Source organism: Kordiimonas lipolytica (assembly GCF_001550065.1).
The window spans coordinates 428,316-441,484 of record NZ_LRUB01000002.1 but is presented as its reverse complement, the minus strand read 5'-3'; the positions used below and the strand labels follow the sequence as shown (position 1 = coordinate 441,484).

The 13,169-nt window shown below is 55.0% G+C and carries 12 protein-coding genes; 5 read left to right on the top strand and 7 right to left on the bottom strand.

Annotated features, from left to right (window positions below):
* Position 1: 1 nt before the first annotated feature.
* Both KORM41_RS02210 and KORM41_RS02205 read right to left on the bottom strand, forming a co-directional pair.
* Positions 2-490 carry a hypothetical protein gene (locus tag KORM41_RS02210; protein WP_068143915.1) on the bottom strand — a complete coding sequence of 163 codons (489 nt, stop codon included), beginning with the start codon at positions 488-490 and terminating at the stop codon, positions 2-4.
* Between the two features lie 559 nt (positions 491-1,049).
* Positions 1,050-2,189, bottom strand: a complete 1,140-nt coding sequence (locus tag KORM41_RS02205; protein WP_068143913.1) for a fumarylacetoacetate hydrolase family protein — start codon at positions 2,187-2,189, stop codon at positions 1,050-1,052.
* Positions 2,190-2,322: 133 nt separating this feature from the next.
* On the opposite strand from KORM41_RS02205, the gene KORM41_RS02200 reads away from it, so the two are divergent.
* Positions 2,323-3,111, top strand: a complete 789-nt coding sequence (locus tag KORM41_RS02200) for a substrate-binding periplasmic protein (protein ID WP_068143912.1) — start codon at positions 2,323-2,325, stop codon at positions 3,109-3,111.
* Here KORM41_RS02200 and KORM41_RS02195 read toward each other — a convergent pair.
* Positions 3,102-3,482, bottom strand: coding sequence for a helix-turn-helix domain-containing protein (locus KORM41_RS02195; RefSeq protein ID WP_068143910.1), 381 nt, complete (start codon positions 3,480-3,482; stop codon positions 3,102-3,104). The genes KORM41_RS02200 and KORM41_RS02195 overlap by 10 nt on opposite strands.
* 349 nt (positions 3,483-3,831) lie before the next feature.
* Here KORM41_RS02195 and KORM41_RS02190 point away from each other — a divergent pair, with 349 nt between their 5' ends.
* Positions 3,832-4,611, top strand: coding sequence for a substrate-binding periplasmic protein (locus tag KORM41_RS02190; RefSeq protein ID WP_068143908.1), 780 nt, complete (start codon positions 3,832-3,834; stop codon positions 4,609-4,611).
* 31 nt (positions 4,612-4,642) lie between these two features.
* Here the strand turns inward: KORM41_RS02190 and KORM41_RS02185 are convergent, their stop codons facing one another.
* A complete protein-coding gene (locus tag KORM41_RS02185; protein ID WP_231727082.1) occupies positions 4,643-5,593 on the bottom strand; it encodes a DMT family transporter in 951 nt (316 codons plus the stop codon).
* Positions 5,594-5,704: 111 nt separating this feature from the next.
* Positions 5,705-6,283 (bottom strand): PAS domain-containing protein, encoded by a 579-nt coding sequence (locus KORM41_RS02180; RefSeq protein WP_082719675.1) that lies wholly within the window; start codon positions 6,281-6,283, stop codon positions 5,705-5,707.
* A gap of 311 nt (positions 6,284-6,594) precedes the next feature.
* Here KORM41_RS02180 and KORM41_RS02175 point away from each other — a divergent pair, with 311 nt between their 5' ends.
* A complete protein-coding gene (locus tag KORM41_RS02175) occupies positions 6,595-8,685 on the top strand; it encodes a TonB-dependent receptor domain-containing protein (RefSeq protein ID WP_068143902.1) in 2,091 nt (696 codons plus the stop codon).
* Between the two features lie 338 nt (positions 8,686-9,023).
* Positions 9,024-9,734 carry an energy transducer TonB gene (locus KORM41_RS02170; RefSeq protein WP_082719674.1) on the top strand — a complete coding sequence of 237 codons (711 nt, stop codon included), beginning with the start codon at positions 9,024-9,026 and terminating at the stop codon, positions 9,732-9,734.
* An 86-nt stretch (positions 9,735-9,820) separates the two neighbouring features.
* Here the strand turns inward: KORM41_RS02170 and KORM41_RS02165 are convergent, their stop codons facing one another.
* Both KORM41_RS02165 and KORM41_RS02160 read right to left on the bottom strand, forming a co-directional pair.
* Positions 9,821-10,924 (bottom strand): acyl-CoA dehydrogenase family protein, encoded by a 1,104-nt coding sequence (locus tag KORM41_RS02165; protein ID WP_068143898.1) that lies wholly within the window; start codon positions 10,922-10,924, stop codon positions 9,821-9,823.
* A 14-nt stretch (positions 10,925-10,938) separates the two neighbouring features.
* Positions 10,939-12,138, bottom strand: a complete 1,200-nt coding sequence (locus tag KORM41_RS02160) for an acyl-CoA dehydrogenase family protein (protein WP_068143896.1) — start codon at positions 12,136-12,138, stop codon at positions 10,939-10,941.
* A gap of 162 nt (positions 12,139-12,300) precedes the next feature.
* Between KORM41_RS02160 and KORM41_RS02155 the strand changes: the two genes are divergently transcribed.
* Entirely contained in the window at positions 12,301-13,167 is an 867-nt protein-coding gene (locus tag KORM41_RS02155) for a DUF3034 family protein (protein ID WP_068143894.1), read from the top strand.
* The last annotated feature ends 2 nt before the right edge of the window (positions 13,168-13,169 follow it).

The window sequence follows — 13,169 nt, the reverse complement described above, 5'->3', positions numbered from 1 at the left end:
CTTAAGCTGCCTTGTAAAAACGTCGTTTCGGGGAATAGGAGAGCACATCGCGCTCGCCATGCTTAAAGAGCATGAACAGGTCATCCCCGGCGTCATAGCCGTAAAAGTCCGGGTCTACATGCAGACGGAACCCACCTGTAAAGGTGAACACAAAACAGTCGTCTGCCTTGTCATGCTCAATCTCAGTAAGGCTTTCGCCTTCCAGTTTCGACAGGATGTGACTGGCCCGCGCGGTATCGCTTTCACGCCGCCACAGAATCCGTGCATCATCCAGATACAGGTCCCAGTCACAGCTGTAGATCCACAGATGCCACTGCCACTGGGCATCGCCCGTGACCGCATCCGCTTCGCACGGATCGCCCAAATCGAGCGTAATAAAGCCGCCAAAGCCCCGCCGTGCGCGAGCAATCTTCAGCGGCTGACCCTCTCGGAACTCGTTAAACCGCTCTTCGCCCGTCTCGCCGGGCCGTATGTTAACAATTGCTGTCATGTCTCTGTCTCACCATTTTGCCCATGCATATCCCGGGCCATGTTTCTTTCAATTTATGGACCCCGAGGATTGGCAAAGGTCGCTTACCGCACCCCGGGGGTTCATTTCTTGTCCTCGCAAATTCAACTCTAAACGTGCCGTACTCGGGTCTTTCTATCGTCTGCTTCAATCAGGCTCCGTCAGGGTTGATTGCGGGCTTCAAAGTCGGTGGCTCAACAAAAAACCCCTCCGGAGCGATGCTTCGGAGGGGTTTGGAACCTTTTCAACTTTTCAGCCCTGGTGGCTTAAAGTTCTCTCCCCTCCGGAATGCATGCAAGACGGACGCAAATAAACTGCGCGCCTTTCACTGCATACATCTGTTTCCAAAGGGTGGTCATGTTCCTAAAATCCTAAATACTCGAGGCCCCTCCTATTGAGGCCATCCGATATTTGCATCACTAACCGAAGCGCCACGCAATTGTCAACAAGGAAAAGATTAAAAAGTGAAATTTTATTTCAAGGCGCGGAAATAAAAGGACAAAACCGGGACCTAAGGCTGCACTTTCGCAAGTTATTATGGTCATTCATCCCTAGAGATTTTGACAGGATTCCGAAGCTCGCCCATTCGGTCAACCCGCACATGGACTATATCCCCGGACTTCAAGTACCGCCCCAGCTTTTGCTCTTCACGGATGTACCGGTCTACGACCCATTGCTGCATCGGGCGGTCCCATCCACCTAGGGCATAGTCCAGAAAACCACGCACCTTGTGCATGGTGCGAATACCTTCAAACACGGTACCCGCGGGCGTACCTGACATGATCATGGCACGCGCCGGCACCCTGCCGTTGCGGGTCGGCAGACCGACCCGGGAGCCACGGAAAACCCACTGGCGGTCTTTTCGAGCTTCAGTTTCCCGGAGAATTTCAGGAAGACCCCAGACCATGCGTGACACAGGTGCCGACTGCCGGATTTCCCCATTTACCGATAGCTCGAGCGTCAAGGACTGGGCAAAACCTTCAGCATCCAGCGGGATGACAAACAGGTTTCCCACCGGCAAGTAGCCGGGAGCACTTTTGCCTGTTGTGAGGCCTTGGCCGGACTCAATGTCAAACGCATCAATATGTCGCAGAAGCAATGCCCTGTCGGTCACATCGTTGCACAGGATCAACCCTATCTCGCGCGATGTGCGCACCGGTGGGAAATCCCGCAAGGGCACAAAGCAAAGTTCTGCCTCATAGTCCAGCAGCCCATCCCCCGATGGAATCGGCGCTGTCCAATGCGTCGGCTGGACCTGTTTGGGAAAAAGGAACGGCCCGTCCTCCACTTCAGCGTCATCAGCATGAGCCGGAAAATTCGCGCCTGCAGCGATGTGGCTGCCGCCGAGTCCAACCGGCATCCCAAGACTTGTGATCGGCAGGGTCACGGCCGCGCTGTCAGGTATCACCTCCAAGGCGGCGAGAATAGCGTCACGCCCAAGTTCATTATAGAGAATGATCGGATCAAACACCGGCCGACCAAGCGCCTGAGATACATCGATTCCAGTTATTGTTTCGTTTTCGTAACGAATAACCAGCAATAGCTTTTGCGGAATCCCATTCTCATAAGAACGAGCAAATGTCAGGGCCTCTTCGCGTGGAGCAATCTCAATTTTCTGCGCCCCTGAAGCAGGTGCCACAGCAAACAGAAAAACACCCAAAAACAGCAGTAAACGTACCATCCTCAATCCTTCCTTGCTGCATCATTCTACCCCCCTGCCCATACATCAGGCAATCGACCAGCATTTGCCAAGGAGATAAGTTAGACGGTATGCTGGTAGCGCGCTGGGGGGCGCATGTGGGAAGCAATAACTTATGGTCCTCGCACTGGCACGCCGCGCCTTTGGTGCAGCAGTATACGGATTGTTCTTTTCAGTAGCACCATCGCTCTGTGCCGCTGAGGACTCCGTGCATGTTATGGCCACCGATTGGGGCCTGACATTGAAATCCAATGGTACCGGCTTCTATAACGATCTTGCCAAACTGGTCTTGCCAACAAGCCTTGGCTCGATTGACTATGAAATCCTGCCTTATAAGCGAGCAAAACGTGCATTCCTTGCCAAGCAGGCAGACTGCCTCTATCCAAACAGCCTCGGTTATCTGGTCAGCACAGGCACGATTAAAAAGCCAGACCAATTCGTTGGCAGCCGCAGCGTGGTGGCGGCACAGTCCCGCATTTTCAGCCCACATGGCACCCACCCACCGGCCCGGCTCGAAGACCTCAAAGGGTTGACAGTTGCTTTTGCGCTGGGGTCGGATGCACCCAAGCTTCTCAAAGGCTCTGGGGCCAACTTTGTCGCCGTGTCGGACGAAGTTGGCAAAGCGCGTATGCTTCTGGAAGGCCGGACAGATTTACTGGTAGCGGTTTTGCCGGACGCCAAGTTTGTATTTGACAGCTTGGGCACGGGCCTGCCGCCCTTTGACCCGAGGTTCTCGATTGATTCAACTGAAATCGGCTTGGTCTGCTATCGGTCTGAAACCAATGAGGCATTCATAGAAAGCTTCAACAGCCATCTTGAGGAATTGATCAAGGACGGTAGGCTTCAGGCCTTTCTGACATCCCAAGGCTTGACCCCGGCAGCCCACATGCCGCGTCAAGAATAGATGACAGTAACATTGCGACCATCGCGCTTGAGGGCCCGACAAAGCCGCCCGACTAAGGCCGAATGGCAGCGATAGGCAAGCATCGGCGGTATGGGGCTCATGTCCGGCCCGCTTTTCTTGAAATCAAGTGCATTTCTGAAGAGCTTGAGGGTAACTACATCTTTCGCTTGAGCGTGCTCAAGCGCGCCTGCCAGGCGGCGCTCAACCTCGCGCTCCAGATCCGCCAACAGGCCGCCTTCTCGCTCAGGCACGGCCTCGCGCCCTTGCTCCCATGCTTTCACCTGTGCTTCCGTAGCCAGTGTTAGCATGGAGATATCGCGCTCCGACAAGCCAAGCCCTTCGCGCAGGCATCTGAATTCGGCAGGGGTCATAGCTACACTCTCTGTTTCATGCCTACAGGCTTGCGCCAATCGCCACCAAATACAAGCCTATTGATTCGTCCAGCAAGCCGTGGGTCAGTGTAGAAAGCCGAAAGCCCCACCTATCCTTATGGCCTGTCGGAAGAGCAATTATTCATGTAGATGACACAGATTTCAGGCCATCGGTTCCAGAAAAACTATCTGGGCTGGTGCGACCAATCTATCCAACGAATCAAGAGCCATTACTCCGGTTAAACACCCGCCGAAACCCGCAGACGCCCTCAGGCTTTGCGCATTCTTGATCTTTACTGCTATAGTCACCAGTGAAGGAACCGATCAACCTTTCATCAAGGACTGCTGGATGCGTCACATTCCCCTGTTATTAGTCTTTGTTTTCCTTCTGACAATTGTCACGCGCCCCAGCAAGGCTCATCATCCAGAACTTAAAATTCCCCATATTTTCGCCACCGGCTGGGGTATCACACTCGATGCTGACGGCAGCGGTTTCTATAATGACTATGCCCGCTTCACTCTTGGCTCTGACCTGGCACAGGAGAACTATCTGGTGGCTCCCTATAAACGCGCCATGCGGAGCTTCAAGCGCGACAGGACAAGCTGCATCTACCCGAAAAGCATTGATACGCTCATGCGGACAGGCGATTGGAGCGAGGGCGAAAGCTATATCGAAAGCAGCGCCATGCTTAGGTCGCCCATGCGGATATTCTCCCGGGATGCAACCTCTATCATCCACAGTCAGGCAGACCTGCGAGGCAAGAAACTGGCGTATGCCCTTGGTGCAAAAGTCCCGAATTCAATGGGTGATATCGGCGTTGAATATGTGCCGATCGCAGATGAGGTCGACAAGGCCAAAATCCTGGAAACAGGAACTGTTGATGCCATGATCGCCAATATGCCGGACGCCTACTTCGTGTTTAAAAGCCTGGGCCAGGAGCTTCCGCCTCATGACCCAAATTATGACCCCATTCCAGTGCCCAGCATCCGTATCGTTTGCCATGACACCGCCAACAACAAGGCATTCATCAAAGAGTTCAATCACAGACTGGAAGAATTGGCCGCATCCGGTGAAATGGCAGACTATCTGAAAAAACTTGGGCTATCCCCGATAGTCTATATGCCCTGAAGCTCTTCCCTGCATACACCCCGCCCGCGGCCTATAGGGCACGCCCGGCAAGCCGGTTTCGTAGCCGCCTGATCAAACGGCCGTCCAACACCATCAGACCAACGCCAATCAGCACCAGCCCTGCAGCGTGACCGGCTTCCAGCCGCTCCCCCAGAAACAGCACGCCAAATGTGGTTGCTACAACCGGTATGGTGAGCGTCACCAGGGACGCGCTGGTCGCGCCTGCTTCGGCGATCAGACGGAAATACAGAAGATAAGCAAGCGCGGTAGACAGGAGCGACAGTGACAGCAGTGCAGCCCAAACCTTTGCTTCAGGCAGCGGCAACAGGTATGGCGCATCTATGACAAGAACGGCAGGAACCAGCATGATGGCCGCCATCGTCACCTGCCCAAAAGCCATCTGGACAGGCTGCAATCCAAGCCCGACAAACCGCCTTCCCGCGACCACCGCAAAGGCATAGGAGAGTGACCCCGCAAGAACCGACAACTGCCCCATCAATTCACCGGACATGCCGGCAAGACTGCCCGGCCCAATAATGGACACGACCCCCATAAAGCCGATCAGAACACCTGAAAAGCGCCGCATTGTCAGTCGTTCATCATGAATAAAGAAGTGCGCAACGAAAACAGTGAACAGGGGCATCGTGGCATTCAGGATGGAGGCAAGGCTGGATGCAATCTGGGTCTGCCCCCAGGCTATAAGGGAAAATGGCATAATGTTATTCAGAAGTCCCATCACGGCCAACGCGCCCCAGACCCTCCATCTGTCCGCGTGCCCGGCGCCAGGAAGCGGCACACGGGTTACCTTCATAAACAGGAATAGTCCAAATGCGGCAAATGAGACCCTGATGGCCACCACAGTCAGTGGCGGCAACGCTCCGACTGCGACCTCAATGGCCATGAAGGATGCACCCCAAAGGATGGAAAGCATTGCCAGCAGGCCCCACTGGCGCGGGCCCATCTGCAAACTTGGCTGTGTCACGATGTTTTCCTTTTGAGCACCTATGCCTTGATCACCTCGCAACATAGTGTGCCGCGCAGCTTTCTGCACGCCAATTTCGGACGTTTCAACGAAATGTAGAACTGTCAGAGACTAGTCGACCTGATCGTAATCGAGATCCGCCAGAATGTGCGTCACCCTTCCCTCTTCACCAAAAGGCAGAACAATAGACTCGCCAAACACCGACATGCCGTTTTTCGAGACAAAGTTGCCAGCCGTACGCACCGGCCGCCGCAGAAGCGCCACGTGATCCAGAATACGGCGGGAGCGTTCAGCACGGTTATGATCGGTGAATTCGCTGACCAATTTCCCGGTCATTTCCGCACCAAAGAGGACGCTGAGAGCCGTCCCGAATACGCGGTAGCGGTAATCCGGCACGCCATCTTCCTGGGGCTCTACCTCCACCAGAAATATATTGGGCAGGTGGCGTGGAAGTGCTGCAGGGCTGAATGAATCTCGGGGCGGCATCTTGCCCTTTTCCGGGCGCAGCGAAATATAGTGATCAAACATCTCTCGAAGCTGTGCACTACGTATACCAGCGCGCATGGAATCCTCGCCGACCAATAGCTGCATATCGGCATTTGCGGATGGTAGTTCGTCTAGTTCTCCAGCGATGCTTGACGCTTCAAATGATGACCCTAAAGTGCCGTCTCCTGCATTTCCAGGAACCATGTAAATACCCCTCGAACAACGATTACGCCCCAAGGTCACCTTATGGGTGAATTCCTTTCGCAATTGTAAATTCGTACAAAATTAGTTGGAATATTATCGGGCAGTATTGTGCTCTTCTCTTGATGCCCAGTGAAGGCAGGATGAGAGTGGCGACAAAAGTCAAAAATGGTTGAAACGATTTGTCGCGAGCCGGGCTCAACTCACCGCAAAAGAGCATCCAAATCAAGGCCTTGACTGTAGGCTGAAGCCGAACAATATAACATATTAATCCTGCGCAGCCCTGCCGTGGGTTAACTCTGGGGAATTCTGGAATGCCAACCAAGGCCACACGACAGGCCTGCGGTTCCATTATATTCGGGATCGTACTTGCTTCTTCTTTCGCGTCAGCAGCAGCGTCTGATGCGGCGGTAGGGGCCAGTGCATCAGTGGTTATTGACGTCGATCATCAGTCTTTTGATGCCGAGTTCTTCGAGCAATATACCCCTCAAACAGCCCTGGACATGATCAACCGGCTGCCTGGCTTCGTTTTCGACAGCGGCTCCAGTGCACGAGGCTTCGGCGGCACCGCTGGCAATGTATTGATCGACGGCACTCGCCCCACATCGAAGTCCGGTGGACTAAGTGAAGCCCTCTCACGGATACCCGCGGGACAGGTTTCCCATATCGAAGTGCAGCGCGGCGCCATTGGCGCTGGCGAAGCGGCAGGCCAAAGCATGGTGGCGAATGTGGTACGGCTGAAGAATGTCAGCACCGGCACTTGGTCCGTTGACATCCGCAAGGTAGGACCGGACCGGATCATGCCATCTGCAGGTGCCTCCTTTTCGACCCAACTGGCTGGCTGGGATACATCATTCCAGCTGGAAAGCTTCATGATCAATGAATCTCGCGACGCGGTTATTACTGCGCGTGATGCCGAAGGGACCAAGACAAGACTGCAAACCGAAGTGCGGGACGAACGCAACCGTGATGCCTCGCTGTCATTTGATGCAGGGCGTGACGTCTTTGGCGGCAGGCTTCAACTGAACGGTCGATTTGGTTTTGACAGCTGGTACGGCGACACAGAGCGCCTTGGCCGCGGCACAGGAGAACCAACAGACCCGGTCGCCGACCGTTTTTTCGATGACCACGACTTTGAAGAGTATTCAGGAGAATTCGGCGCCGACTGGTCCCGCACTTTCGAAAGCGGTTGGAAATGGCGGCTTATTGGCCTGACCACCATAGCGGACTGGACGGCACGCGACCTGATCACCAACGAAATGCCTGAAGCAACTTTGCTGGACACGACGCATTTCACGGCAAAAGAAAAAAACACGGAAACCATTTTCCGAACAACGCTTGGTAAAAATGGTGGCGCAATGGTGCAGCCTGAGTTCGGAATAGAAGGCGCCTTCAACACCCTGAATGCCAGCCTTGATATTGTGAAGACAGACGGAACCGGGGCTGAGCTTTTTGCCCTGCCCGCCAAGCCCGTGCGCGTGGAAGAAAAGCGTGCAGAAGCTTTTACCAATCTTGTGTGGAAGTTGAACGACACACTAACAATGGACGGAGGCATTAAAGCCGAAATCAGCCAAATTTCCACAAGCGGCGCAACTGACCAGGCACAGACTTTCAAGTTCCTGAAGCCTTCCGTTGGCATCACCTATACGGTCACACCTGATCTGCAGGTCGGGCTTTCCGCTGAACGCAGTGTCGGTCAACTGGATTTTGGAGATTTTGCTGCAAGCGCAGACGCATCCGATGACCGCGTGTTCGCGGGCAACCCAAACCTGAGGCCAGACCGCACTGACCGGCTGCAGGGCACATTCAACTACCAATTTGGCGAACGTGGCGCACTATCTGTCGAACTATTCTATGAATGGAAAGATGATGTACTGGAGCGCATCATCCTGCCTTCAGGCAGACAGGGCCGTGCCAATGTAGGAAGCGCCAGGCGCTGGGGCCTGGAAGCCCAGGCTAGCATCCCTACCGACCAAGTTCTGAAAGGCGGCCTGATTGAAGTGGAGCTTGATGCGAAAGACAGTAGCTTCCTGGACCCGCTCACTGGCCAAAAACGGCGCCTGCATAACTTCGTTCCGCTCGAATATGTCGTTGAGTTCCGTCATGACATACCGGACACCGAATGGTCCTGGGGCGTTGATTATAACAGCCGCTTCAATTGGCATGGCTTTTTCGTCAATGAGTTTGAAGACTTTGAAGGCGCCAGTCGCTGGGGTGGCTTTATTGAGACCACCGCCGTCAAAGGCGTCAGAATTACCCTGCGAGCCTGGAGCATCGGCGGGGTCGGCAGGGACCGAATTCGCTATCTCTACAGCCCAACCCGTGGCGACACATTCATCGGCACTGAAATCTCGGAGCGTGTCCGCGACCAGGGCTTCCGCATCTCTTTTTCGGGTCAGTTCTAACACCGCCAAAAAATTAAAGCCCGTGCGCCTAATGGGGGCTGACGCACGGGCAATCCCGGAGCTTCAGGGGGGGGAGGTAGGGGATCGCCCCGGGCCCATCAGAAATGGGGCTGAAAACCAAAATTATAAGCCCTCCCCCGATCACATTTTCTTGAACCAGGCCAGCCGGCCAAAGGTGGCGTGCGCGCCCGGCACTAAAATGCTGTTAATTTGATTTAAACTAATGTTACCTATTCTCTCCTACAGAGGACAGACAACCATCCGATTTTCGGTGTGAAAGGCCTGCCCGACAGTTTTGCGTTTTACTGCTTTAGCTCTTTCCGCAAGGAGAACGCGCAATGTCGCCGACGTCCCCCCGAAACATGCTCGCCCTGGGCCTGTTTGCGCTTATTTGCTGCGCCAATTCACCATCTGTTTCCGCACAAGATTATGATCTCGCCACTTGGGGCGAACGGGTTTATGACGCCTTCGCCTCCAAGCAACGCTACCCCAAGCGTGCCCTGGACGCCAAGCTGGAGGGTACCGTTAAGGTCGAGGTTACCGTTGGTCAAAACGGTGACATTATCGGCTTCAAGATCAACCAGTCGTCCGGGCACAATGTGCTTGACGGATCGGTGCTTCAAATCCTGAACAGGATCAATCCGCTGCCCCCGCTGCCTGAAGGGCTTTCCAGTTTCAATTTCAAGATTCCGCTGCGGTTCAACATGGATGACCAACAAACTCGATTGGGCGCAGAAGTGCAAGTGGCCCAGGCCACACCGGACTGGAAAGGCTGGCAGCGCGATGTATCCCGAATTCTGGCGCGCAATCAGGGGTATCCGACACAGCTTATAGAAGAAGGCATTGAGGGCACCGTCAGGGTCAAAGTACAGATTGCCATGGACGGCACGATCATGGCCCAACAGGTTGTTGAAAGTTCGGGCAATCCGATCCTCGACGACGAAGCCATCGACCTGATGCGGCGCATCAGCTTCCCGAAACTGCCGGAAAACAAAGAGAGCGTGTCACTAACCATCCCGCTCAGCTACAGGATCGGCGCAAAAGGATAGGCAGCCCGAGGCACACGACACACTGAGGCAAAACAAGAAAAGCCCGACCAAATGGCCGGGCTTTCTATTGTTTCGGAATGCAGGCTTTAGGCCGCTTTCGACAGCTTCTGGAACTGCTTCAGGTGATAGTCGGTATCACCGAAATAATGGTCGATCATCACAAGCCGCTTGGCAACGTGTGCCAGTTCCAGTTCCCATGTCACACCAATGCCGCCGTGCATTTGAACTGATTCCTCAGCCACCTGGCGGCCCACACGGCCAACTAGGGCTTTGGCAGCTGACAGATGCTTGTCACGGTCCTCGGCATTCAGTTTGGACGCCGCGAGAAGCACGATCGAACGAACCTGTTCAATCTCCAGGCACACATCCACAAGGCGGTGCTGAAGCACCTGGAATTTGCCGATAGGCACACCAAACTGCGTGCGCGTGCGCAAGTATTCAAGCGTCGCGTCGCGGGCATTTTCCATAGCGCCCAGGCTTTCCGCGCAAAGCGCCAGTGTAGCGCGCGCAATTGCACGGCCAAGGGCGTCTTCGGCCGCAGAGCCTGAGAGCAGCACATCGTCTGCAGCGATGGAAACACCGTCAAAGGTAATCTCGGCTGCGCCGAAACCATCATTGGTCTTGAAGGTACGCATGGACACGCCATCGGCGTCAGTCGCAACCAGCAACAGCACCAGCTTGTCACCGTCCTTGGCCGACACGATCAGAGTGTTCGCATCACCGCCGTTGACAACCATCGACTTCGCGCCCGAAAGCTTGCCGCCTTCGATCTTCGCGTCAACTTTCGCGGCATTGTAGCGCGCGCCCGGCTCATAATGGGCAAACGCCAGCTTGTGGCCACCGCCGATAACATCGTCCAAAAGTGCCGGGCCACGGCCTTCCGCTGCTTCTTCAGCCAACAGGCCTGCGCCCAGAACGGCTGTTGCGAGGAAAGGTTCCACCACGATACCGCGGCCGAGCTCTTCGGCCACGACCATGATATCAAGGCCAGAGCCACCCAGGCCGCCAACGCGCTCAGGCAACACCGCAGCCACAAGGCCCAGTTCAGCCATTTGTGCCCACACCGCTTCATCATGCCCTTTTTCCGAGCTGATCAGCTTCAGGCGGCTTTCGAAATCGCATTGCTCGCGCACAAAGCGAGACACCATGTCCTTGAGCATGCGGTGATCATCAGAGAGATTGAAATCCATAACTGTACCCTCCCTTAAAGCCCAAGGATCATCTTGGAGATGATGTTGCGCTGAATCTCGTTTGAGCCGCCATAAATGGAATATTTGCGGCGGTTGAAATATTGGCCTGCGAACAAATGCGCCCCATCAGGCCCAAGCGGCTCGGCGTTCGAGCCCATCTGATCCAGTTCCGGCATGAACGGCAGCGCATATGGGCCAACAGCCCGGCGCATCAGGTCGCTGATTTCCTGACGGATCACTGACCCTTTGATCTTGAGCATGGAACTTTCAGCGCCCGGCGCACCACCGGCCTGGGCGGCCGCAAGCACACGTAGGTTTGTCAGTTCCATGGCCATCAAATCGATTTCCACATTGGCGATACGTTCCGCGAAATGGGCATCATCAATCAGCTTGCCACCTTCGCCGTCATCGGTCTCGGCCGCAATCTTCTTCAGACGCTTCAGACCTTCCTTGGCGGCTGCCACGCCTGCAATGCCAACACGTTCGTGCTGCAGCAGGTATTTGGCATAGGTCCAGCCCATATTTTCCTGACCAACAAGGTTTTCAGCTGGCACCTTGACATTGTCAAAGAACACCTCATTCACCTCGTGGCCGCCTTCGATCGTGATGATCGGACGCATTTCCACGCCGGGCGTATTCAGGTCAATCAGCAGGAAGCTGATGCCGGTCTGTGGCTTGCCTTCTGAGGAGGTGCGCACCAGGCAGAAAATCCAGTCCGCATACTGACCAAGCGTGGTCCAGGTTTTCTGGCCATTGACAATATAATGATCACCGTCGCGCACGGCTTTAGTCTTCAGGCTTGCGAGGTCAGACCCTGATCCCGGCTCGGAATAGCCCTGACACCACCAGTCAGTGCCATCGAGAATACGTGGCAGATAGTGGGCCTTTTGTTCATCGGAACCGAAAGCAATCAACACAGGGCCAAGCATCGACAGGCCGAATGGCGGCAGCTCCGGCGCACCAGCCCGCACACACTCTTCTTCAAAGATGTGCTTCTGGAACGGCGTAAAGCCTGATCCGCCATGCTCAACTGGCCATGAATGCGCCACCCAATTCTTTTCCAAGAGGGTGCGCTGCCAGTTCAGATAATCTTCTTTCTCAAGCCCGAGGCCAGCTTTTGTTCGCTCGGAAACATGGCTTGGCAGCCTTTCTTCCAGAAACGCCCGCACTTCCGCGCGGAAGGCCAGGTCTTCATCGCTATATTCAAGACGCATTGGTCGACTCGCTGTTGGTTGAACACATTTTCATGTCATCAACTAGGCCGCATCATCCAAGGATCAAGATTTGTCGTAACAGAGAATGAATTTTTATTCGTTCTTAATAACTGACCAATTAAGTATGCATTATAACGCCTGGGGAATGGAAAGCTGCTTCGCATGGAAAAAATACTGATATTTCTGGCCCTTATCGCGACTGGAGCGGCCCACGCCGAGGAGAGCCTTTTTGGCAGCGGCAAGATATTGGCCACACCAGGTGTGATTCAGGTTGAAGGAGCTGGCGGCAGTGGCCTGAACCCTTGGGCCGTTATTTCCGGCTATGGCACCAACCGCCAAATCGGCGGCAGTGCGCACCATACCTATGTCACGACAGGTGATTTCACCCTAAACGCCACAGGCGTCACGGTGGGGCTTTTCGACCGCCTTGAGCTGAGCTTCACCCGGCAATGGTTTAACACCCGCAGCGCCGGCGGCAGGCTGGGCCTGGGGGACGGGTTCAAGTTCAACCAGGACATCGTCGGCGCCAAGGTGAAAGTGTTCGGGGATGCTGTCTATGACCAGGATAAATGGATGCCGCAGGTCTCCTTGGGCGCGCAGTATAAGAAAGCCGACAAAGGCGCGATTGTGCGCGCGGTCGGCGCCAAAGGTGATGACGATATCGATCTCTATCTGGCTGCCACCAAAATCCTTCTGGACAAAAGCTTGGTGCTCACCGGCACCGCGCGGGCGACGCGAGCCAACCAGTTCGGCCTTTTGGGCTTTGGAGGCCCGAACGGTTCGGGCAGGTCGCTGCAGTTTGAAGGGTCTGCCGCTTACCTCCTGAGCCGCCATTTTGTAGTCGGCGCAGACTATCGTACTAAGCCCGACAACCTGGCTTTCGCGGAAGAAGACGATGCCATGGCTGCCTATGTGGTTTGGCTGCCAAGCAAGCACTTCACCATCACTGCCGCCTATACTGACCTTGGGAAAATCGCGCTGCAAGGGCGTCAGCGCGGCTTCTACCTGTCTCTCCAACTGGGGTTTTAAAT